18 protein-coding genes and 1 pseudogene are annotated in these 22,091 nt (G+C 74.9%); 11 read left to right on the top strand and 8 right to left on the bottom strand.

Annotated features, from left to right (window positions below; translation table 11 throughout):
- Positions 1 to 458: 458 nt before the first annotated feature.
- The gene (locus tag EDD39_RS30725; RefSeq protein ID WP_123562310.1) at positions 459 to 1,079 is read right to left on the bottom strand and encodes a TetR/AcrR family transcriptional regulator; all 621 of its coding nucleotides are present in this window, start codon (positions 1,077 to 1,079) and stop codon (positions 459 to 461) included.
- Positions 1,080 to 1,176: 97 nt separating this feature from the next.
- Between EDD39_RS30725 and EDD39_RS30720 the strand changes: the two genes are divergently transcribed.
- The 4 genes from EDD39_RS30720 to EDD39_RS30705 all read left to right on the top strand — a co-directional run bounded on the left by EDD39_RS30720 (position 1,177) and on the right by EDD39_RS30705 (position 6,981).
- Positions 1,177 to 2,631 carry an amidase gene (locus EDD39_RS30720; protein WP_208765686.1) on the top strand — a complete coding sequence of 485 codons (1,455 nt, stop codon included), beginning with the start codon at positions 1,177 to 1,179 and terminating at the stop codon, positions 2,629 to 2,631.
- Positions 2,632 to 2,750: 119 nt separating this feature from the next.
- Positions 2,751 to 4,940, top strand: coding sequence for an MMPL family transporter (locus EDD39_RS30715; RefSeq protein WP_123562308.1), 2,190 nt, complete (start codon positions 2,751 to 2,753; stop codon positions 4,938 to 4,940).
- A 140-nt stretch (positions 4,941 to 5,080) separates the two neighbouring features.
- Positions 5,081 to 6,313 carry a sensor histidine kinase gene (locus EDD39_RS30710; RefSeq protein WP_123563444.1) on the top strand — a complete coding sequence of 411 codons (1,233 nt, stop codon included), beginning with the start codon at positions 5,081 to 5,083 and terminating at the stop codon, positions 6,311 to 6,313.
- A complete protein-coding gene (locus tag EDD39_RS30705; protein ID WP_123562306.1) occupies positions 6,310 to 6,981 on the top strand; it encodes a response regulator in 672 nt (223 codons plus the stop codon). Before EDD39_RS30710 ends, EDD39_RS30705 begins: the two co-directional genes overlap by 4 nt.
- A 6-nt stretch (positions 6,982 to 6,987) precedes the next feature.
- On the opposite strand, the gene EDD39_RS30700 is transcribed toward EDD39_RS30705, so the two are convergent.
- From EDD39_RS30700 to EDD39_RS30680, 5 genes are all read right to left on the bottom strand, one after another.
- Positions 6,988 to 7,644: a response regulator transcription factor gene (locus EDD39_RS30700; RefSeq protein WP_123562304.1), complete on the bottom strand. Its 657-nt coding sequence runs from the start codon at positions 7,642 to 7,644 to the stop codon at positions 6,988 to 6,990.
- Positions 7,629 to 8,963, bottom strand: a complete 1,335-nt coding sequence (locus EDD39_RS30695) for a sensor histidine kinase (protein WP_244257370.1) — start codon at positions 8,961 to 8,963, stop codon at positions 7,629 to 7,631. Before EDD39_RS30695 ends, EDD39_RS30700 begins: the two co-directional genes overlap by 16 nt.
- 5 nt (positions 8,964 to 8,968) lie before the next feature.
- Positions 8,969 to 9,355, bottom strand: coding sequence for a hypothetical protein (locus EDD39_RS30690; RefSeq protein WP_123562302.1), 387 nt, complete (start codon positions 9,353 to 9,355; stop codon positions 8,969 to 8,971).
- A gap of 137 nt (positions 9,356 to 9,492) precedes the next feature.
- A complete protein-coding gene (gene pntB / locus EDD39_RS30685; RefSeq protein WP_123562300.1) occupies positions 9,493 to 10,923 on the bottom strand; it encodes a Re/Si-specific NAD(P)(+) transhydrogenase subunit beta in 1,431 nt (476 codons plus the stop codon).
- Between the two features lie 6 nt (positions 10,924 to 10,929).
- On the bottom strand, positions 10,930 to 12,486 hold the full coding sequence (locus EDD39_RS30680; RefSeq protein ID WP_123562298.1) for a Re/Si-specific NAD(P)(+) transhydrogenase subunit alpha: 1,557 nt from the start codon (positions 12,484 to 12,486) through the stop codon (positions 10,930 to 10,932).
- Between the two features lie 223 nt (positions 12,487 to 12,709).
- Between EDD39_RS30680 and EDD39_RS30675 the strand changes: the two genes are divergently transcribed.
- Complete coding sequence (locus EDD39_RS30675) at positions 12,710 to 12,910, top strand: hypothetical protein (protein WP_123562297.1); 201 nt, start codon at positions 12,710 to 12,712, stop codon at positions 12,908 to 12,910.
- Between the two features lie 144 nt (positions 12,911 to 13,054).
- On the opposite strand, the gene EDD39_RS30670 is transcribed toward EDD39_RS30675, so the two are convergent.
- Positions 13,055 to 14,110 carry an alpha/beta hydrolase family protein gene (locus EDD39_RS30670; protein ID WP_123562295.1) on the bottom strand — a complete coding sequence of 352 codons (1,056 nt, stop codon included), beginning with the start codon at positions 14,108 to 14,110 and terminating at the stop codon, positions 13,055 to 13,057.
- Positions 14,111 to 14,384: 274 nt separating this feature from the next.
- On the opposite strand from EDD39_RS30670, the gene EDD39_RS30665 reads away from it, so the two are divergent.
- Positions 14,385 to 15,005: a dihydrofolate reductase family protein gene (locus EDD39_RS30665; protein ID WP_123562293.1), complete on the top strand. Its 621-nt coding sequence runs from the start codon at positions 14,385 to 14,387 to the stop codon at positions 15,003 to 15,005.
- 188 nt (positions 15,006 to 15,193) lie between these two features.
- A complete protein-coding gene (locus tag EDD39_RS30660) occupies positions 15,194 to 15,604 on the top strand; it encodes a cold-shock protein (RefSeq protein ID WP_123562291.1) in 411 nt (136 codons plus the stop codon).
- 64 nt (positions 15,605 to 15,668) lie between these two features.
- Here EDD39_RS30660 and EDD39_RS30655 read toward each other — a convergent pair whose 3' ends face one another.
- On the bottom strand, positions 15,669 to 16,598 hold the full coding sequence (locus EDD39_RS30655; protein WP_123562289.1) for a helix-turn-helix domain-containing protein: 930 nt from the start codon (positions 16,596 to 16,598) through the stop codon (positions 15,669 to 15,671).
- A 148-nt stretch (positions 16,599 to 16,746) separates the two neighbouring features.
- Here EDD39_RS30655 and EDD39_RS30650 point away from each other — a divergent pair, with 148 nt between their 5' ends.
- The 4 genes and pseudogenes from EDD39_RS30650 (at position 16,747) to htpG (ending at position 22,024) form a co-directional block, all read left to right on the top strand.
- Positions 16,747 to 18,171, top strand: coding sequence for an MFS transporter (locus tag EDD39_RS30650; RefSeq protein WP_123562286.1), 1,425 nt, complete (start codon positions 16,747 to 16,749; stop codon positions 18,169 to 18,171).
- A 230-nt stretch (positions 18,172 to 18,401) separates the two neighbouring features.
- Positions 18,402 to 19,130 (top strand): ribonuclease H family protein, encoded by a 729-nt coding sequence (locus tag EDD39_RS30645; RefSeq protein ID WP_123562284.1) that lies wholly within the window; start codon positions 18,402 to 18,404, stop codon positions 19,128 to 19,130.
- 170 nt (positions 19,131 to 19,300) lie between these two features.
- A pseudogene (locus EDD39_RS41530) lies at positions 19,301 to 19,690 on the top strand (class I SAM-dependent methyltransferase); the annotation flags it as partial.
- 489 nt (positions 19,691 to 20,179) lie between these two features.
- Complete coding sequence (htpG, locus tag EDD39_RS30640) at positions 20,180 to 22,024, top strand: molecular chaperone HtpG (RefSeq protein ID WP_167518092.1); 1,845 nt, start codon at positions 20,180 to 20,182, stop codon at positions 22,022 to 22,024.
- Positions 22,025 to 22,091 lie beyond the last annotated feature (67 nt).

The raw sequence follows: 22,091 nt of genomic DNA, 5'->3' as shown, positions 1-22,091 counted from the left end.
GGGGCCGTACTGCGGCCACAACCGGTGGAAGCAGTTGTAGCACCGGCCGCGCAGGAACCACTCCGGATCCGGCGCGCTCACCCGGGCTGTCGGTGGGATGCGCTGCCCGCAGCCGCTCACCACCCCGTCCACCGGGACGTGGAGCACCGACAGGCGCCCTGACTTCAGCCTCCACGGCCCGACCCGTAGCGGCTGCGGGACGGAAACGGCATCCTGCGTCGCCACACGGCCGAGAGCAAGGGTCACCTGTTGTGGTGTGGGGCCGAATGAGCCCAAAGCATCCTCATGGCTGCCTCGCTCGTCATCTGGCTCCGCACGTGATCGACCGGACGGCGCCAAGTCCACTGGGTGCAGCAGGAGTTGCCGGGCCGGCAGGTGGGCGCGGATCCGGTCGCCATGCTGCGGCGCGGGTGCTGCGAGGGGAGCCGGCTCGTCCTGAAGGGCCGGGCGCCGGTGGGCTACCGGGTGGTGCCGAGGCGTTTCCAGAGGCCGGCCAGATGTGTGTGCAGGACTTCCTCGGCTTCCGCTGCGGTCAAGTGGCCCACGAGGACATGGGTGGTGAGGCCGTCGGCGAGGGCGAGCAGGGCGCGGGCCTCGTGCTGGGGGTCGGGTGGTGTGGCGCGCCCGTCGGCCGAGCCGCTGTCGGCGGCCTCTGCGACGAGGCGGACGAGGAGGTCCTGGAGGGCCGTGTAGCTGGTTCTCAGCGGGTCGGCGAGCGGCTCGCTGACAGCGGCCTGGGCGATGAACGCGAGCCAGATCCGTGCTTCGGCGCGGTGTTCTTCGCGGAGCAGGGCGATCTCGTCGGCCGCGTGGCCCAGGGCGGTGGCGGCCGACTGGGCGGGGCTCGCGGTCAGGCGGGTCCGCACGCGTTCGGTGATGCGTTCGCCGACGTGGTCGACGGCGAAGAGGAGCATCTCCTCCTTGCTGCGGAAGCAGCGCTGAACGGCGCCCAGTGAGACCTGTGCGCGGGCGGCGACGTCGCGCATGCTCACCCCTTGCGGCCCGTGTTCGTCGGCGAGGAGGCAGACGGCCTCGGCGATCCGGCGGCGTCGGCTTTCGTAGTCCACCTGTCTGGGCATGCTCGGGCAGCCTCCTTATTTCGATACGACCGTATCACTTTCGGGTTAGGGTGTCGGCCACGAGCACTTCGGCACGGGGACGGGGACGGGAAACACGATGATCAGGCAGGACGCCCTGTGGGCGATGACGGCCGCCGCTCAGGCGGAGGCGGTCCGGGGCGGGGAGATATCGGCGGTCGAGCTGGTCGACAGCCACCTGGACCGCATCGCCGAGGTCAACCCGCAGATCAACGCGGTCACGCAGCTGATGGCCGAGCGGGCCCGCGAGGCGGCGGCCCGCGCGGACCGGCGGCGAGCGGCGGGCGAAGAACTCGGGCCGCTGGCCGGCGTGCCGTTCACGGTGAAGGAGACCACCCCTGTCGAAGGGGTGCCGACCACGTTCGGAACGCCACGCTTCCGCGACCTGGTGGCGCCGGCCGACGCCCTCCCGGTGGCCCGGCTCCGCGCGGCGGGAGCCGTACCGATCGGCCACAGCAACATGCCCACCCTGGTCCTGGCCGGGATGCACACCCGCAGCGAGCTGTTCGGCGACACCGTCAACCCGTGGAACCGGAACCGGACCCCGGGCGGCAGCAGCGGCGGTGACGGGGCGGCCGTCGCCACCGGCATGGCCGCGCTCGGACTCGGCAACGATTCCGGCGGATCCGTGCGGATCCCCGCCTCGTTCTGCGGCGTGACGGGGCTGAAGCCGACCACCGGGCGGTTCCCCGCCGACCACCGCGTCCTCGGCCCCGAAGACCCCGGGCCGGCCTCGCAGATGCTGGTCACCGACGGGCCCCTGGCCCGTACGGTCGCCGACCTGCGGCTGGCGTACGAGGCGCTCTCCGGGACCGACCCCCGGGACCCGCGGGCCGTACCCGTGCCCCTCTACGGCGAACCGCTGCCGGGGCCGGTCAAGGTCGCGGTCGTCGCCGATCCCGGAGGCCACGGCGTCCACCCCGCGGTCCGCGGGGCCGTCACAGCGGCGGCGGACGCGTTGCGCGACGCCGGGTACGACGTCCGGGAGGTCGCGGACGTTCCTCGGCTGGACGAGGCGCTCGAGGCGTACGGCCGGATCACCGTGACCGAATTCGCGCCGACCTGGCCGGTGGTGCGGAAACTGCTCGGCGACGGCGGGGACCGCTACATCCGGATGGCCATGGAGAGGACTCCGCCCGCGAACGCCGCCGAGCTCACGAAGCTGATGGGGACCTGGCTCGGCATCCGCCGCTCGTGGGCGGAGTTCCTCGACGAGTACCCGCTGCTGCTCGGCCCGGTGTTCACCGAGCCGCCCGTCGAGCCGGGACTGGAGTCGCGCGACGAAGCGGGGCGGGAACGGGTCGCCATGGGCATGCGGCTGTGCACGGTGACCAGCTTCGTGGGCGTGCCCGCGGTCGCCGTGCCGACCGGGACCGGCGACGGACTGCCGTCCGGCGTACAGGTCGTCGGGCGCGCGTTCCGCGAGGACCTGTGCCTGGCCGCCGCCCAGGAGATCGAGGACCGCCTCGGCGTGCTCACGCCGATCAGCCCTCGCCCCGGATCCCCGGCACCCGGACGTCCGCGGGCGCGGTAGGGGCGGGGCGGGGGTACCGCGGGTGCGGTACGGCGGGTGTCTGCGGGCGGGGGACGACAGCGGGCGGGCCCGCGGCGGAGGGTGGAGGAGACCGGAGAAGGCCGAATCCTGGAGCGCGCATGTCCGTTCTCGCCCGCTGGTGCCATCGGCACCGGCTCGTCACCGTGCTGCTGTGGCTCGGCCTGCTGGTGGGGCTCGGCGCGGCCTCCGGCGCCGTCGGGACGAAGTACAGCGACAGCATGGCGATGCCCGCCACCGAGTCCAGCCGGGCACTGGAACTGCTGAAGGAGCAGATGCCCGCCGCGGCCGGTGACACCGACACCGTGGTGTGGCACACCGCGACCGGCACGGTGAACGACCCCGCGGTCGAGGAGCGGATGACCGCCGCGCTGGACACCATCGCGCACAGCCCGTCCGTCGCCTCGGTGTCCGGCCCGTACACCGAGCGCGGTGCCCAGCAGATCAGCGCCGACGGCACCACCGCGTACGCGCAGGTGGTCTTCACCGGCGACGCGCGCTCCGTCCCCAAGGCCGACGTCGAGCACGTGATCGACCTGGCGAAGCAGGCCCGCACCGACGGCCTGGACGTCCAGCTGGGCGGGCAGGCCGTGCAGAACACCGAGACCGAGATGGGCGGCCTCAGCGAGATCATCGGCATCGTCGCCGCGCTGGTCGTGATGACCCTGGTGTTCCGCTCCGCCTGGGCCGCCGCGCTGCCGATCCTGACCGCCGTCGCGGGCGTCGGCACCGGCGTGATCGGCACCGGGCTGCTCAGCCACGGCCTGAGCATCGCCTCGGTCGCGCCCACCCTGGGCGTGCTGGTGGGTCTCGGCGTCGGCATCGACTACGCGCTGTTCATCGTCAACCGGCACCGCAAGGGGCTGATGGCGGGCCTGAGCGTCCAGGAGGCGTCCGCGAAGGCGCTGAACACCTCCGGCCGGGCGGTGCTGTTCGCCGGCCTGACCGTGGTGATCGCGCTGCTCGGCATGCTGATCCTCGGCATCGGCTTCCTGAACGGCATGGCGGTCTCCGCCGCGCTCACCGTCGCGCTGACCGTGCTGGCCGCGGTCACCCTGCTGCCCGCGCTGCTCGGCCTGCTGGGCCCGCGGGTGCTCTCCCGCGCCCAGCGCCGCCGGCTGGCCGCGCAGGGCCCCGGCGAGGAGAGCACCACCGGGTTCTGGCCGCGCTGGGCCGCCAGGGTGCAGGCCCGGCCCACCGGCAAGGCGCTGGTCGCGCTGGTGCTGATGCTCGCCGTGTCGCTGCCGGTGCTGTCGCTGCGCCTGGGCAGCTCGGACGCGGGCAACAACCCGAAGACCACCACCTCCCGGCAGGCGTACGACCTGATGGCCGAGGGCTTCGGCCCCGGCTCCAACGGCCCGCTGCTGCTGGTCGCCGAGGCCCCCGAGGCCGCCGACAAGGCCGCGCTGACCGAGCTGGTCACCGAGCTGAAGGGCATGGACGGCGTCGCCCGGGTCGCGGCCGCGCCGATGCAGGACGGGCAGCGGGTCGGCATCGTCCAGGTGGTGCCCACCACCTCCCCGCAGTCCGCGAGGACCTCCGACCTGATCACCGAGCTGCGCGAGCACACCGTCCCGGACGCCGAGGCCGGCACCGGCCTGCGGGTGCACGTCGGCGGCGCCACCGCCACCGCCGCGGACTTCGCCGACGTGCTGATCTCCAAGCTGCCGCTGTTCATCGGCATCATCGTCGGCCTGGGCTGCCTGCTGATGATGGTGGCCTTCCGCAGCCTGCTGGTGCCGCTGATCGGCGTCGCGATGAACCTGCTCACCATGGGCGTGGCGTTCGGCGCGATCGTCGCGGTGTTCCAGTGGGGCTGGGGCTCCGAGGCGCTCGGCGCGGGCGCGGCCGGGCCGGTCGAGGCGTTCGCCCCCGTGATGATCATCGCGATCCTGTTCGGACTCTCGATGGACTACCAGGTCTTCCTGATCAGCCGGATGCACGAGGAGTGGACCCACACCCGGGACAACCACCGCGCCGTCCGGGTCGGCCACGGCGAGACCGGCCAGGTCATCACCGCCGCCGCCGTCATCATGGCCTGCGTGTTCGCCGCCTTCCTGTTCGGCGGCCAGCGCATGATCGCCGAGTTCGGACTCGGCCTGGCCTTGGCCGTCCTGCTCGACGTGCTGGTGCTGCGGATGGTCCTCGTCCCGGCCCTGATGCACCGCTTCGGCGCCGCCAACTGGTGGCTGCCGGGCTGGCTGGACCGCCTGCTGCCGCACGTCTCGGTCGAGGGCGAACCCGACCCGGCCCCCGTCCGGGAACCCGAGCTCGCGGACGCCCGGGGCTGACCCCCGCGCGGGGCCGGCCGGTCACCCCCACCGGCCGGGCCCCGCCGCGCCGCGACGGAACCGCGCCGCGACGGAACCGCGTCGCGACGGAACTGCGCCGCGACGGAACTGCGTACGGTGAAGGAGTGCGAGTGACGGAGATGCTCAGGCGGTGGTGCGGCGGGCGCCCGCTGCGGACCGACGTGGCGGTGGCGCTGGCCTGCTTCCTGCTGGCCGTTCCGCTCGCCGCGGCCACCGCGTACCACCGGGGCGCCTCGATCACCGGCTACCTGCTGTTCCTGCTGCTGTCCTGCCTGCCGCTGCTGGTCCGCAGCCGGTGGCCGGTGCCGGTGGTCGCCGCGACGGTGCTGGTCGGCGTGGTCGAACTGGTGCTGATCCCGTTCTCCCCCGGCCCGCGCCCGGAGGCCCTCGGGATCTCGATGTTCGCCGTCGGCGTCGCGCTGTACGCCGTCGCCACCCGCACCGACCGGCCCACCGCCTGGCGCACCGGCTGCTGCGCGGCCGCCGCGCTCACCCTCACCGCGCTGATCGTCCGCCCCGGCCTGGAGGAACTCCCGCAGAACCTCGGCCTGATCGCCTGGCCCTGCCTGTCGGTGGCGATCGGCGACGCCGTCCGCAGCCGCCGCGAACTGCTCGCCTCCGCCGTCGAACGCGCCGAACGCGCCGAACGCACCCGCGAGGAGGAGGCCCGCCGCCGGGTCACCGAGGAACGGATGCGGATCGCCCGCGAACTGCACGACGTGGTCGCCCACCACATCACCCTGGTCAACGCGCAGGCCGGCGTCGCCCACCACCTGATGCGCACCGACCCCGAGCACGCCTACCGGGCCCTGGAACGCATCCGCGACACCAGCCGCGCCGCCCTCGACGAACTGCGCGCCACCGTCGGCCTGCTGCGCCACAGCGGCGACCGGGCCGCGCCGCGCGAACCCGCCCCCGGCCTGGCCGGCCTCGACGACCTGCTGGACGCCTTCCGGCACTCCGGCCTGGACGTCGCCCTGGAACGCGCCGGCACCTCCGCCGACCTCCCGCCGATCCTCGACCTGACGGCCTACCGGATCGTCCAGGAGGCGCTCACCAACACCCACAAGCACGCCGGCCCGACCACCGCGCGGGTCCGCCTCGACTTCGGCACCGCCACCGACGCCGGCGTGCTGCGGCTGACCGTCGAGGACGACGGCCGGCGCACCGGCCCGGGCGCCGCCGCCGTGGGCGGTGCCGGCACCGGGCACGGCATGATCGGGATGCACGAACGCGCCCGGGCCGTCGGCGGCACCCTCGCCGCCGGGCCGCGCCCCGGCCGCCGGGGCTTCCGGGTCCACGCCGAACTGCCGCTGCCCGCGGGCACCGGCCGAAAGGGCTGCCGTCCATGACCATCCGCGTCCTGCTCGCCGACGACCAGGCCCTGCTGCGCGGCACCTTCCGGCTGCTGATCGACTCCGCCCCCGACCTGGAGGTGGTCGGCGAGGCCGGCACCGGCCGGGAGGCCGTCGCGCTGGCCCGCAGCCTGCGCGCCGACCTGGTCCTGATGGACATCCGGATGCCCGACCTGGACGGCCTCGCCGCGACCGCGCTGATCACCGCCGACGAGGACCTGGCCGGCGTCAAGGTCCTGGTCCTGACCACCTTCGAGAACGACGAGTACGTCGCCGAGGCGCTGCGCGCCGGGGCCAGCGGCTTCCTCGGCAAGGGCATCGACCCGGCCGAACTGCTGGACGCCATCCGGCTGGTGGCGGCCGGCGACGCGCTGCTCTCCCCGGCCGCCACCAAGGCCCTGATCGGCCGCTTCCTCGCCCAGCCCGACCCCGGACGGCGGGCCGCGCCGCCCCGGCTGGACGTGCTCACCGCCCGCGAGCAGGAGGTGGTCGCGCTGGTCGCGGCCGGTCTGTCCAACGACGACATCGCCGAACGGCTGTTCGTCACCCCGCTCACCGCCAAGACCCACGTCAACCGCGCCATGACCAAGCTCGGCGCCCGCGACCGGGCCCAACTCGTGGTCATCGCCTACGAGACCGGCCTGGTCCGGCCGGGCGGTTCCTGACCGCCGCTACCCGGCGCGGCCGGCGTCCAGGTAGGCGAGGACGGCCCGGACCCGCCGGTTGGTGTCCTCGTCGCCGACCAGGCCGAGCTTGCCGAAGATCGCGGTGGTGTACTTGCCGACCGAACCCTCGGAGAGGAACAGCCGGGCGGCGATCGCCGCGTTGGACAGGCCCTCGGCCATCAGCGCCAGCACCGAGCGCTCCCGCTCGGTGAGCGCGCCCAGCGGGTCGGCGCGCAGCGGGCGGCCCAGCAGCTTGGCGACCACGGTCGGGTCCAGCGCGGTGCCGCCGTCGGCGACCCGCTGGACGGCGTCCATGAACTGCCCGGCGTCCAGCACCCGGTCCTTGAGCTGGTAGCCGATGCCGCCGTGCCCGTCGGCGAGCAGCTCGCGGGCGTACAGCTGCTCGACGTGCTGGGAGAGGATCAGCACCGGCAGCCCCGGCACCGCCCGGCGGGCGGCCAGCGCGGCCTGCAGGCCCTCGTCGGAGAAGGTCGGCGGCAGCCGGACGTCGACCACCGCGACGTCCGGCCGGTGCTCCAGCAGCGCCGCCAGGGCGGCCGGGCCGTCGTCGACGGCCGCGACCACGGTGTGGCCGAACGCCTCGACCAGGCGCACCATCCCGTCCCGGAGCAGGAACAGGTCCTCGGCTACGACAATTCGCACGGCACCGCCACAGTGATCCGAGTGGGTCCCCCGACAGGGCTGTCGACCTCGAGCCGGCCGCCGAAGGCCGCCGCCCGGCGCTCCAGGCCGCTCAGCCCGGAGCCGGGCGAGGCGGCCGCCCCGCCGACCCCGTCGTCGCTGACGGTAGCAGTCAGCGTCCGCCCCTCGTAGTGGAGTTCGACCAGGACGCGGGTGGCGCGGGCGTGCTTGGCGGCGTTGGTCAGCAGCTCGGCGACGGCGAAGTAGAGCGCCGCCTCGACCGGCCGCTCCGGCCGGGCCGGCACCCGGCTGACCACCTCGGCCTCCACGGCGGCGTCCAGGGCCAGCGCCCGGACGGCGTCGACCAGGCCGCGCTCGACCAGCACCGGCGGGTTGATGCCGCGCACCAGCGCGCGCAGCTCGTCCAGCGCGCCCGCGGAGGCGGACCGGGCCTCGGCGAGCAGCCGCTTGGCGGCCGCCGGGTCCCGGTCCACCAGGTGCTCGGCGGCGCCCATCGACATGCCCAGCGCGACCAGCCGGGCCTGCGCGCCGTCGTGCAGGCCGCGCTCGATCCGCTCCAGTTCGGCGGCCTGGGTCTGCGTCAGGTCGGCCCGGATCGCCTCCAGTTCGGCCACCCGCCAGCCCAGCCGGGTGGACGCCACCGGCCCCAGCAGCCGGCGCCCGACCGGGCCGAGCACCCGCCAGCCGAACGGCGCGGCCGCCGCCCCGGCCGCCACCAGCAGCAGCCCGTACCAGGGGTGAGCGGCCGTCAGCAGCGCACCGAGCAGCAGCGCGAGCAGCGGCAGCGCGGCGGCGGGCAGCACCGTGACGGCCGCGCCCAGCAGCCACACCCCGTCCCAGTGCAGCTGCGGGTCGTGGTACCGGGCGTGCACCGCGGCCCGGCGGCGGGCCTCCCGCTCGGAGCGGTGGTACTCGTGCCCGTCCCACCAGAAACCGGTCGCCATCCGCACCACCGGCCTGGTCCGGCGGTACGCCACCGAGAGTTCCAGGCCCAGCCAGCGGGCCGCGCAGCGGCGGGCCGCCCCGGCCAGCGGGCGGCTGGTGAACGGGTGCACCGTCCACAGCGCGACCCCCGTCCACAGCAGCACCAGCAGGGTCTCCCCGACCACCGCCAGCACCCGCAGCGGCAGCGCCGCCGTCATCCCCGCCGACCAGGAGTACGCCAGCGAGCCCCCCGCCCACGCCACCGGCCCGGCCACCAGCACCGGCAGGCAGGTCAGCGCGGTCAGCACCGCGCACCGCCACAGCCCCACCGCGATCCGACCCGGCACCCCGTTCGCCACCGTCCCCGCCCCTTCCGTCGCGGTCGATCCTCCCACCGCGCTCACCTCCCGCGGCGGGTCAGCACGGCGACCGGCACCAGCGCCAGCACCGACAGCCCCTGCAGCACCGCGTACCAGGCCGGGCACAGCCCCGGCAGCAGGTCGACCCCGACCACCGCGAACGGCAGCACCGTCGACGTCTTCCGCAACCGCTCCCAGGCCCGCCCGTCCCCGCCCCGGGCCCGCGCCACGTACCGGCGCAGCAGCACCACCAACAGCAGCAGCACCGCCCCGCGCACCCACATGAAGGGCGTGGTCGGCTGCCCGGCCACCGCCACCGCGGCGACCGTCCCGAGCACCACCGCCCCGACCGCCCCGAACAGGTCCACCCAGGTCCGCACGGTGTCGAACACGTCCCCGGTACGGCTCTCGCCCCCACTGACTGCCATTGCTCCGGACTCCTCCGCTGGTGCCGTCCTGCTGACACCTCCGACGCTACGGAGCGGCCGCCCGGCCCGACATACGCCTGCCCCCACTCCCGGGTGGGCCTGGCCCCACCTCCGCGGTGGGGCCAGGGGGGCCGGGGTCAGGTGAGGGCCGGGTCGGGGGCGTCGAGGGACTGGAGGATCTGGTCGACGCTCTGCTTGGCGTCGCCGAAGAGCATGTCGGTGTTGTCGCGGAAGAAGAGCGGGTTCTGGACGCCCGCGTAGCCGGAGGCCATCGAGCGCTTGAAGACGATGACGCGCTCGGCCTCCCAGACCTTGAGGACGGGCATGCCGGCGATCGGGCTGGCGGGGTCGTCGAGGGCGGCGGGGTTGACGGTGTCGTTGGCGCCGATGACCAGGACGACGGAGGTGTCGGCGAAGTCGTCGTTGATCTCGTCCATCTCCAGGACGACGTCGTAGGGGACCTTGGCCTCGGCGAGCAGCACGTTCATGTGGCCGGGGAGGCGGCCGGCCACCGGGTGGACGCCGAAGCGGACCTCGACGCCGCGTTCGCGCAGGCGGCGGGTGAGGTCGGCGACGGGGTGCTGGGCCTGGGCGACGGCCATGCCGTAGCCGGGGGTGATGATGACGGACTTGGCGGCGGCGAGGAGTTCGGCGGCCTCCCGGGCCCGGATCTCGTGGTGCTCGCCCTGTTCGGCGTCGCCGCTCGCGGGCGCCTCGATGCCGAAGCCGCCCGCGATGACGGACAGGAAGGAGCGGTTCATCGCCTTGCACATGATGTACGAGAGGTAGGCGCCGGAGGAGCCGACCAGCGCGCCGGTGACGATCAGCAGGTTGTTGTCGAGCAGGAAGCCCGCGGCGGCGGCCGCCCAGCCGGAGTAGCTGTTGAGCATGGAGACCACCACCGGCATGTCGCCGCCGCCGATCGAGGCGACCAGGTGCCAGCCGAGCAGCAGGGCGAGCACGGTGACGGCGACCATCAGGCCGAGGCCGGGGGAGGCGGTGAACCAGGCGGTCAGCGCGGCGAACGCGCCGAGCGCGCCCAGGTTGAGGGCGTTCTTGCCGGGCAGCACCAGCGGGCGGGAGGCGATCTTGGCGGAGAGCTTCAGGTAGGCGACGACCGAGCCGGTGAAGGTGACCGCGCCGATGAAGATGCCGATGAACACCTCGGCGTGGTGGATGGTCAGCAGGTCGGCGGCGACGGCGCTCTGCGCGGCGCCGTGCCGCTCCACCTCCAGGTAGCTGTTCCAGCCGACCAGGACGGCGGCCAGGCCGACGAAGCTGTGCAGGACGGCGATCAGCTCCGGCATCTGGGTCATCTCGACCCGGCGGGCCCGCCACAGGCCGATCGCGGCGCCGAGCGCCATGGCGAGCAGGATCAGCGCGACGGCGCCCGCGCTGATCGAGCGGGAGGCGACCACGACGGTGGCGGCCAGCGCCAGGGCCATGCCGGCGATGCCGTAGGCGACGCCGGCCCGGGAGGTGCGGTGCTGGGAGAGTCCGGCCAGGCTGAGGATGAACAGCAGGGCGGCGACCAGGTCCGCGGCGTGCGCGGCGGTGAGGGACGTCATCTCGGCTCAGCCTTTCGAGAACATGCTCAGCATGCGGCGGGTGACGGCGAAACCGCCGAAGATGTTGACGCTGGTCAGCAGGATCGCCACGAAGGACAGCACGGTGACCAGGACGCCGCCGTGCCCGATCTGCAGCAGCGCGCCGATCACCACGATCCCGGAGATCGCGTTGGTCACCGACATCAGCGGCGTGTGCAGGGCGTGGTGGACCTTCCCGATCACGTAGTAGCCGATCACCACGGCCAGCGCGAACACCGTGAAGTTCTCGGCGAGTTGGGCCGGGGCGAAGGCGATCAGCAGGAACAGCGCGAGCATCCCGGCGCCGACCAGGCCGGTCCGGACGGCCGGGGTGAGCCGGGCCGGCTCCGGCGCGGGCGCCGCGGCCGGGGCGGCCGGGGGAGCGGCGGGCGCCGCGGAGACGGCGACCGGCGGGGGCGGCCAGGTGGTCGCGCCGTCGCGGACCACCGTCACGGCGCGCTGCACCACGTCCTCGAAGTCGATCGTCAACCGCCCGTCCTTGCCGGGGGTGAGCAGCTTCAGCAGGTTGACCAGGTTGGTGCCGAACAGCTGGGAGGCCTGCGCGGGCAGCCGGGACGCCAGGTCGGTGTAGCCGATCAGGGTCACGCCGTTGTCGGTGACCACGGTGCGGCCCGCCACCGTGCCCGCCACGTTGCCGCCCTGCGCGGCCGCCATGTCGACCACCACGCTGCCGGGCTTCATCGCCGCCACGTCCTCGGCGGTCAGCAGCTTCGGCGCGGGCCGGCCGGGGATCAGCGCGGTGGTCACCACGATGTCCACGTCCGCGGCCTGGGCCCGGTACAGCGCAGCCGCGGCCCGGTCGTAGTCCGCCGAGGTGGCCTTCGCGTACCCGTCGGTGCTCGCCTCCTGGGCCACCTCCACGGCCAGGTACTCGCCGCCCAACGACCGTACCTGGTCCGCGACTTCGGGCCGCGGGTCGGTGGCCCGGACGATCGCGCCGAGGCTGGACGCGGCGCCGATCGCGGCCAGCCCGGCCACGCCCGCGCCCGCCACCAGCACCTTCGCCGGCGGCACCTTGCCCGCCGCGGTGACCTGCCCGGTGAAGAACCGGCCGAAGGCGTGCGCCGCCTCGATCACCGCCCGGTACCCGGCGATGTTGGCCATCGAGCTGAGCACGTCCATCGACTGCGCCCGGGAGATCCGCGGCACCGCGTCCAGCGACAGCGCCGTCACCCCGCGCCCGGCCAGCGCCGCCAGCAGCTCGGGGTGCTGCGCGGGCGCCAACAGGCCCACCAGCGCGGCCCCCTCGCGCAGCCGCCCGACCTCGGCCGTCGACGGCGCGTTCACCTTCAGCACCACCTCGGCCGCCCAGGCGTCCCCGACGGCGGCCCCCGCCGCCTCGTACGCCGCGTCGTCGAACCCGGACGCCGCACCGGCCCCCGACTCGACGACCACGCCGTACCCCAGGGCCAGCAGCCCGCGCACCGTCGCCGGGGTCGCCGCGACCCGGGTCTCCCCGGGCACGGACTCGGCGACCACGCCGACCTGTTGGGGCGGGCGGACGGAGGAGTCGTATCCAGACATCGCTCGTTCTCTCTCGTCGGAGGAGGTGGTGCCGGACGTGTGCAGTGATCGAAGGGGACTCATGCCCCTGGTCGCAGGAACCTAGACTCCCCACCCCCTCCGGCAGAACCGTGCGAACGGTGAAATGTGTCACCACAACTCCCACCGACCGGACTACACCGCCACCCGCCGGGACCGCCGCGCACCTGACCCGCCGTCAGTGCGCCCTGCCACGCTGACTCCCATGACCGACACCCGAACGAACCCGACCCTGCCGCGCGCCGACTGGGGGACCACCTTCCTGGGCGGCCAGCCGATCCCGGTGCACTGCGGCCGCCTCGCCTACGACATCGACCTCGGCGAGTGGGAGTGCGCCTGGTGCGACGACCGCGTCCACGTGCGGAACGTCCCCGGCTGGCCGCACCCGGTCCGGAGCGGGCAGTGAACGGCGGCCGGACGGGGCGGGCCCCGACCCGGCGGTGACCGCCGACCGGCACCCGGCCCCGCCGACCGGCACCCGGCCCCGCCGACCGGCACCCGCCCCCGGCGGGCGGAACCCGGCCGGCCCCGGGCCGCGGCGGCGGCCCGCTCAGCCGGACTGCGGGCCGCCGTCCAGCACCTCCGCCACCGACCCCACCAGCTCCCGCAGGAACCCCGGGTCGAACGGCCCGTACGTGCGCAGCCCCGCCGCCGAGCGGGGCGACAGCAGGTGCCCCAGGCCCGGATGGACCGTCAGCCGCGACCGCAGCCCGTACGCCGACGCCGCCCGGTGCAGCAGGTGCGCCTGCCGGGGCGGCGTCGTCCAGTCCTCGGCGCCCACGTGCACCGCGACCCGGCCGCGCAGCCCGGCCAGCCGGCGGTACGGGGCGGGCTGGGCGTACCAGTCCCGCCAGAACGAGGCGGGGGCCGAGTCGTCGGCGCCGTCCAGCGCCCCGCGCTCCCACGCGTCGAACTCCCAGGTCAGCTCGGCGTGCAGCACCTCGGGGTCGGCGCGGGGCCCGAGGCGCTCCGGCAGGTCGAACTCCTCCCACCAGCCGCTGCGCCCCGCCACGTCGCGCCGGGCGGCGGCCAGGTCGACGGTGCCGTCCGGGCCGGTGAAGCCGCCGGCCAGCAGCCACTCCAGCCGCCGGTCCAGGCCCAGGTGGCGCTGGAACACCGGGCGGGCCTCGGAGCACGGCGCGACCAGCACCGCCAGGGTCTCGCCGCCCAGCCGTTCGGCCGCGGCCAGCGCGACGTCCGTCCCCATCGACACGCCCAGCAGCACCACCCGCCCGCCGTCCACCCCGGGGTGCGCCCGCAGCAGTTCCACCGCCCGGACCGCGTCGTCCACCAGGCCGGTGAAGGTGAACCGGGACGAGCCCGCCCCGCCGCGGCGGTCCTCGGTGACGAACCTGGTGTCGAACGAGGCCGCCGCGTACCCGGCCCCGGCCAGCGCCGCCCCCAGGTCGGCGAACAGCCGCACCGGCCCGTTCCCCGACACCTCGGCGGGCAGCGAGGCGTCCCGGTCCCACGCCCCGAACGGCTGCAGCAGCACCACCACGGGCGCCCCAGCCCCCGCCGCCGCCCCGTCCGGCAGGCGCAGCACCACCTCGCGCCCGTCCTCCAGCGACAACCCGTCCTCCAGCGACAACCCGTCCCCGCCCATGCCCGCTCCCCGTCCGTGCGCCGAAAAAGTCCGAGCCCGGAAGGCTACCGGCTCGTAGCACGCTCGGTCATGGCGATGTCCGCGCACCTGGCCGACCAGGGCGTCCGGGCGTGCGCGGACCGGTCCGCGGGCCGGAGGATCGGAGTGCGGGGCACCGGGGCGCGGAGGATTCGCGGGCACGGAGGATTCGCGGGCGGGGGAGCGATGAGTCCGTCCGTCCCGGTCCGTCTGCACTCATGACCGGACCACCGACCCACTTCCCCGGGAGCACGCCATGGGCTTCGTCCACATCGAACTGTTCACCACCCTCGACCTGGTCGGCCAGGCGCCCGGCGGCCCCGAGGAGGACCCGACGGGCTTCGCCTTCGGCGGCTGGCAGGCCCCGCTGATCGACGAGGTCTCCGGCGCGCAGGTCGACGCCGCCTACGAGGGCACCGACGCGCTGCTGCTCGGCCGCCGCACCTACGACATCTTCGCCGCCTACTGGCCGCAGGCCGGGGACAACCCGTTCGCGCGGCTCTTCAACCGCATTCCGAAGTACGTCGCCTCCCGCGGCAAGCCCGAGCTGACCTGGGCCGGGTCCCAGCTGCTCGGGCCGGACCTGCCCGCCGCGGTGCGCGAACTGCGCGAGCGGCACCAGCAGGTGACGGTGGTCGGCAGCCTCGACCTGGTGCAGACCCTGCTGCGGGAGAAGCTCTACGACCGCCTCGACCTGTGGGTCCACCCGATCGTCCTGGGCACCGGCAAGAAGGTCTTCGACGGGGGAGCCGTCCCCACCAACGTCACCCTGCTCGAACCGCCCGCCGCCAGCCCCCGCGGCACCGTCCTGCTGCGCTACGGCCTCGCCGAGGGCATCCCCGCCACCGGCGACATGAGCGCCCCCCGCGAGGACTGACCGCCTCCGGGCCCCACCGCCCCGCCGCCGCCCGCCCGTCGCCAGGCCCGCCGTCGGCCGGGTGGCGGCGCGCGCACGGGCGCCTTGACGGCTTCCGAACGGCGGGTTCGCCTTGCCCGCGCGGACAGGGCTATTCTCGGGCCCAGGTTGCGGGCAAGGGGCCCGGAAGGTGTTTTTTGGGGGTTGGCATGGTTGCCGGTCGCGTGGTGCGGTTCGACGGTTCGCGGGGTTACGGGTTCATCGCTCCGGACAAGGGCGGGGAGGACGTGTTCCTGCACGTCAACGACCTGCTGATCCCGGAGTCCTACATTCGCACGGGCCTGGCGGTGGTCTTCGAGATCGAGGACGGCGACCGCGGCCCCAAGGCCTCCTCGGTCCAGCTCGCCCCGGGCGCGGAACTGAACGCCCCGGCCGGCCCGTCCGCCGACCGCGTGGTGCGCACCGCCGTGGACGACGACGAGCAGCTCGCCGCCGACGACTACCTCGACGACGTCACCGAGGCCCTCCTCGAGTCGGCCCCCTCGCTGACCGGCACCCAGATCCTCCAGGTCCGCTCGGCCATGCTGCAGCTCGCCAAGAGCCACGGCTGGATCGGCTGACCCCTCCCGCCACACCGCGGCGGCGGCCGCCCCGCCCGGGGAACGGCCGCCGTCGCGGTTTCCGCTACTCCCGCCCGGCCGGCACCTCTGCCGCCCGCTCCGCGCCGACCGTCCCCGTCCCGACGGTCCCCGTCCCGGCCGTCCCCGCGCCGAGCGCCCCCGTGAGCAGGGCGAGGGCGGCGGCGGACGGGCTGTCGGGGGCGGCGCTGTAGAGCAGGAGGCGGTGGGTGGTGCCGTCGGAGAGCGGGAGGCTCTCGAACTGGAGCTCCAGCGGGCCGACCAGCGGGTGCCGGAAGGACTTGCTGCCGACGGCGCAGTCGCGGACCGGGTGGCGGGCCCACATCGCGGCGAACTCCGGGCTCTGGATGGCGAGTTGCCCGACCAGCTGGGCGAGTCGGCGGTCCTCCGGGTACCGGCCGACGGCGAGCCGGAGTGCGGCGACGGCGGTCCTGGCGTCCTCCTCCCAGCGGGCGTGCAGTTCGCGGGTGTGCGGGTCGAGGAAGAGCAGCCTGGTCAGGTTGGGGCGGTCGGCGGGCCGGTCGGGGGCGGTCGGGTCGAGGTGGCCGGCCAGCAGGGCGTGGCCGAGGGCGTTCCAGGCCAGTACGTCGTTGCCGCGGTCCAGGACCGCGGCGGGCACCTGCGGCATCGCGTCGATCAGCTGCCTGGTCGCGGGCCGGGCCTTGGCGGGCCGGTGCTGCGGGGTGCGGCCGGGGCGGGCGGGGCGGGCCAGGTCGTAGAGGTGGGCACGTTCGTCGCCGGTCAGCCGCAGGGCGCGGGCGAGGGCGTCGAGGACGCCGTCGGAGGCGTTGGCGCTGTGGCCCTGTTCGAGCCGGGTGTAGTAGGTGGCGCTGACCCCGGCGAGCAGGGCGAGCTCCTCGCGGCGCAGCCCGGGCACCCGCCGGCGCCCCGGGTACGGCGTGAGCCCCGCGTCCTCGGGGCGCAGTTGGGCGCGCCGGGTGCGCAGGAACTCGCCGAGTGCGGTCGTGGTCTCCATGCCGTCCAGTCTGCCCGGGCGGGGCGCCGGTGTGACCGCCGCCGGGTATCCCTGCCGGTGCTACCTTCCGCAGGGGTCTGGGTGGGTCGTCCGGGCCGGTGCAGGCTCCTTCTCGTCACCGCAGAACCCGACGAGAGGGAGGCCCGCCATGGCGACGGCCGAAGCGACGAAGCCCCAACGACCGACTGGTGCAACAAAACTGACGGGACGTCAGCAGATCGTCCTGCTGGTCCTGCTGGTCGCCCAGTTCATGCTGGCGGTGGACTTCTCGATCCTGAACGTGGCACTGCCCGCGATCGGCGCGGGCCTCGGCTTCCCGCTGGGCGAACTGCAGTGGATCGGGACGGCGTTCGCACTGTCCGCGGCCGGGTTCACGCTGCTGTTCGGGCGGGTCGCCGACCTGTTCGGCCGGCGGCGGCTGTTCCTGGCCGGCCTGGTCGTGCTGGGGGTGTCCTCGCTGGTGGGCGGCCTGGCCACCGGCCCCGGGGTGCTGATCGCGGCCCGGGTCGCACAGGGCCTGGCCACGGCGGCGGTCACCCCGGCGGGGCTGGCGCTGCTGACCACCTCGTTCCCGGAGGGGCCGCTGCGCGAGCGGGCGCTGGGCCTGAACGGGGCGCTGATGTCGGCGGGGTTCACCGCGGGCGCGGTCCTCGGCGGGGTGCTCACCGACCTGCTGTCCTGGCGCTGGGCGTTCTTCGTCAACGTGCCGGTGGCGCTCGGGGTGCTGCTGGCCGCCCCGGGGGTGATCCGGGAGAGCCGCCCGGACGTCCGCCCGAAGCTGGACCTGCCCGGCGCGCTCTCCGTCACCCTGGGCCTGCTCGCCCTGGTCTACGGCCTGACCCGGGCCGGGCTGGCCGGCTGGGCCGACCCGCTCGCGCTGGGCGCGCTGGCCCTGGGCGCCGTGCTGCTGCTGGTGTTCGGGGCGGTGGAGCGGCGGGCGGCGGCGCCGCTGGTGCCGCTGTCGGTGCTGCGGCGGCGCAGCGTGGTGTGGGGCAACCTGGCCGGGCTGATCGCCTTCCTGACCGAGACCTCGCTGGTCTTCCTGCTGACCCTCTACCTGCAGGAGGTGCTGGACTTCTCGGCCCTCGCGGCGGGCCTGTCCTTCGGCGTCCTGGGCCTGGGCACCGTGCTCGGCGGCGCCACCGCCGCCCGGCTGATCGCCGCGGCCGGCACCCGCGCCACCCTGGTGGTCGGCGGCCTGGTGCAGGCCGCGGCGACCGCGGCCCTGCTGCTGCTCGGCCAGAGCCACTCCTCGCTGGGGCTGCTGCTGGCGGCGACCTTCGTCGGCGGCGTCGGCAACATGTTCGTGATCGTCGGCTTCATGGTCACCGCGACCTCCGGCCTGCCCGACCGCGAGCAGGGCCTGGCCACCGGCCTGGCCACCATGACCCAGCAGATCGGCATCACCATGGGCACCCCGGTGATGAGCGCGATCGTGGCCGCCCGGGCCGGCGCCCACCCGTCCGCCCCGGCGGTGCTGGACGGCGTCGCGCTCGCCGTCCTGGTCAACGCGGCCCTGGTGCTGGTGGGCGTCCTCGCCACCGGCTTCCTGCGCCGCCGCACCGACTCCTGAACTCCGTTCCAGGCCGGCGGAGTTCAGGAGGGGAGGCGGGCGAACCCCCAGGGGTCGCGCGCGCCGGCCACGGTGGCCTGCCCACCGCCCCGCAGCCGGCCGGCCGCCCCTCGTGCGGCTCCGTTGCCACTACCGGGTGTACCCGGACGCCCCCACAGCCGGGTGCGCGGGCCGGGGGCAGCCGCGGCGGCCGGTCCGGGGGCGTAGGCGGGGGCTGGCATGATCGGGGGATGGTTGAACGAGTCATCGCCGCCTGCGACGGAGCGGCCAAGGGCAACCCGGGTCCGGCCGGGTGGGCCTTCGTGGTCGCCGACGGGAACGGCGCCCCGCAGCGCTGGGAGGCTGGTCCGCTGGGCCGGAACACCAACAACGTCGGGGAGCTGACGGCCCTGCAACGGCTGCTGGAGGCCACCGACCCGGCGCTGCCGCTGGAGGTCCGGCTGGACAGCACCTACACCCGGGACGCGGTCACCAAGTGGCTGCACGGCTGGAAGCGCAACGGCTGGAAGACCGCCGCGGGCAAGCCGGTCGCCAACCAGGAGCTGATCCAGCGGATCGACGCGCTGCTCACCGACCGGGACGTCGCGTTCGTCTACGTGCCCGCCCACCAGGTGGACGGCGACCCGCTGAACGCCGTCGCCGACAAGGCCGCCAGCGACGCCGCCCGCACCCAGCAGGCCGCCGCCGGCACCGCCGCCGACCTGCCGGTGCCCGACCCGGTGACCGCCCCGGCCCCGCGCGCCCGCCGCGCCGCGGCCACGTCCGGCAGCACCTCCGGGGGCGCGGGCGGCGGTGCGGGCGGCGGTGCGGCCAGGCGGAGTTCGGGCGGCGGCGGCCGGACGCTGGCCGCGAAGTTCCCCGGCCGCTGCCCGTGCGGGCGCTCCTACGGCAAGGGCGAGACGATCGGCAAGGTCGGCGGCAGCTGGGGCCACCCGGAGTGCGCGGCCGCCCACGCCTGACCGCCGGCCCCGGCCCCGGCCGTCCTCCGGGCCCGGCCCCGGCCGTCCTCCGGGCCCGGCCCCGGCCGTCCTCCGGGCCCGGCCCCGGCCGTCCGCCGGGGCCGCCGCCGTTCCGGGGAGGGCCGCGCCGCCGGGTCGTGCCGGGCGCGGTCCGCCCCGGCCGTGCCAGGATGCTCGGCATGTCCACCCGTGCACTGAGCTTCGGCGCGATCGCGGAAGCCTACGAGAGGTTCCGGCCGGGGTATCCCGAAGAGCTCTTCGACCTGGTGGCGGCGTACGCGGGCCGGCCGGTCCGGACGGCGCTGGAGATCGGCGCGGGGACGGGCAAAGCGACCCGGCTGTTCGCCGGGCACGGGGTCGCGGTCACGGCGACGGAGCCCGACGCCGCCATGCTCGCCGAGCTGGGCAGGGCCGCGCCCGCGCACGTCACGACCGTGCGGGCCGCGTTCGAGGACCTGCCGCCGGGCGGCCCCCACGACCTGGTGTACGCGGCGGCGGCCCTGCACTGGACCCGCCCGGAGGGGCGCTGGCCGAGGGTGGCCGCGCTGCTGGAACCGGGCGGCGTGTTCGCCTCGTTCGGCGGCCCGGTCCACCTGGCCGACCCGGCCGTCGAGGAGGCGGTGCGCGCCGCCCGGGCGCCGTTCCTGGCGAGCGACGACGTGCCGTCCCCCGACGGGACCGCTCCCGGTGCGCCGCTGCAGTGGCCGGGCACGGAGCTGCGGCGGTCCCCGCTGTTCGCCGACGTCCGGCAGACCGTCGTCGAGCGGCGCCTGACGATGAGCGCCCGCGACTACGTCGGCTACCTGTCGACCGTCTCGGCGTACCTCCAACTGCCGGAACCCGCGCGGCAGCAGGCGTACGACGCGGTCGCGGGCGTCCTGCCGGAGACGGTCGGGATCACCGCCGACATCGTCGTCCACCTCGCGCGCCGGCGGGCCCGGGGACGGCGCTCCTCCGTCGGCGTTTGTCCGCGCCGCCGCCGGTGTGCCAGATTGCCACGGAGCGCGTGCTCCCGTACCCGCACCGTCACCCCGAGCGAAAAGGATCCCATGAGCACCGAGACGCTGGAGTTCCAGGCCGAGGCACGGCAACTGCTGCAGCTGATGGTCCACTCGATCTACTCGAACAAGGACGTCTTCCTGCGCGAGCTGATCTCCAACGCGTCGGACGCCCTGGACAAGCGGCGGCTGGCCGGCCTCACCGAGGAGCGGCTGCGCGCCGACGACCTGCACATCTCCGTCGACACGGACCCGGAGGCCCGCACGCTGACCGTCCGGGACAACGGCATCGGCATGACCCGCGACGAGGTCGTCGCGCTGATCGGCACCATCGCCCGCTCCGGGACCGCCGAGACGCTGCGCCGGCTGCGCGAGAGCAAGGAGGCCGCGGAGCTGATCGGCCAGTTCGGCGTCGGCTTCTACTCGACCTTCATGGTGGCCGACAAGGTCACCCTGCTGACCCGCAAGGCCGGCGAGCCCACCGGCACCCGCTGGGAGTCGGCCGGCGAGGGCACCTACACCGTCGAGACCGTCGAGGACGCCCCCGAGGGCACCGCGGTCACCGTCCACCTGCGCCCCGAGGACGGCGAGGACGGCCTGCACGACTACACCGACACCGCGACGATCCGGCGGATCGTCAAGCGCTACTCCGACTTCATCGCCTTCCCGATCCGCACCGCCGGACCGGACGGCACCGGCGAGCTGACCCTCAACTCGATGAAGGCGCTCTGGGCCCGCCCGCGCGCCGAGGTCGCGGACGAGGAGTACCGGGAGTTCTACCGGCACATCGCGCACGACTGGACCGACCCGCTGGAGACCGTCAGCCTGCGGGCCGAGGGCACCTTCGAGTACGAGGCGCTGCTGTTCATCCCGGCCCGCCGCCCGCACGACCTGTTCCAGCGCGACGGCCGCCACGGCGTCCAGCTGTACGTCAAGCGCGTGTTCATCATGGAGGACAGCCGCGAGCTGCTCCCCGACCACCTGCGCTTCGTCAAGGGCGTGGTGGACGCCGCCGACCTCTCGCTGAACATCTCCCGCGAGATCCTCCAGCAGGACCGGCACATCCAGCTGATCCGCCGCCGCCTGGCCAAGAAGGTGATGGCCACGGTCAAGGAGATGATGACCGGCGACGCGGACAAGTACCGCACCTTCTGGCGGGAGTTCGGCCCCGCCGTCAAGGAGGGCCTGCTCGACCCGGCCGAGGACCGCAAGGCCATCCTCGACGTCGCCTCCTTCGCCAGCACCGCGGGCGAGGAGCCGACCTCGCTGGCCGACTACCTGGCCCGGATGCAGGACGGCCAGGACAAGATCTACTACATGACCGGCGAGAGCCGCGCCCAGGTCGAGAACTCCCCGCACCTGGAGGCGTTCCGGGCCCGGGGCTACGAGGTGCTGCTGCTCACCGACCCGGTGGACGAGATCTGGGTCGAGGGCGTCGCCCCGTACGAGGGCAGGGAGTTCGCCTCGGTCGCCCGCGGCGCCGTCGACCTCCCCGCCGAGGACGTCCCCGCGGAGCACGCCGGCTCCTACGCGCCGCTGCTGGGCTGGCTGGGCGGGGCGCTCGCCGACGTCAAGGACGTCCGCCTCACCACCCGGCTGACCAACTCGCCGGCCTGCCTGGTCAGCGACGCCGACGGCCTGACCCCCACCCTGGAGAAGATGTACCGGGCGATGGGCCAGGACGTCCCGCCCGCCCGCCGCATCCTCGAACTCAACCCCGACCACCCGCTGGTCGCCGCCCTGCGCACCGCCCACGAGGAGCGCCCCGAGGACCCCTCGCTCACCGAGAGCGCCGAACTCCTCTACGGCACCGCCCTGCTGGCCGAGGGCGGCGACCTCGCCGACCCGGCCCGCTTCGCCAAGCTCCTCGCCGACCGCCTCACCCGGACGGTCTGACACACCCGGCGGCCGCGGTCCCGCCCCTGTTCGTCCGGGGCGGGCCGCGGCTTCTGCGTGCCCGGGA

Origin of the sequence: Kitasatospora cineracea, from assembly GCF_003751605.1 — a bacterium.
In the GTDB taxonomy this organism is placed as follows: Bacteria; Actinomycetota; Actinomycetes; order Streptomycetales; family Streptomycetaceae; genus Kitasatospora; species Kitasatospora cineracea.
This window is presented reverse-complemented; position numbering and strand designations above follow the sequence as displayed.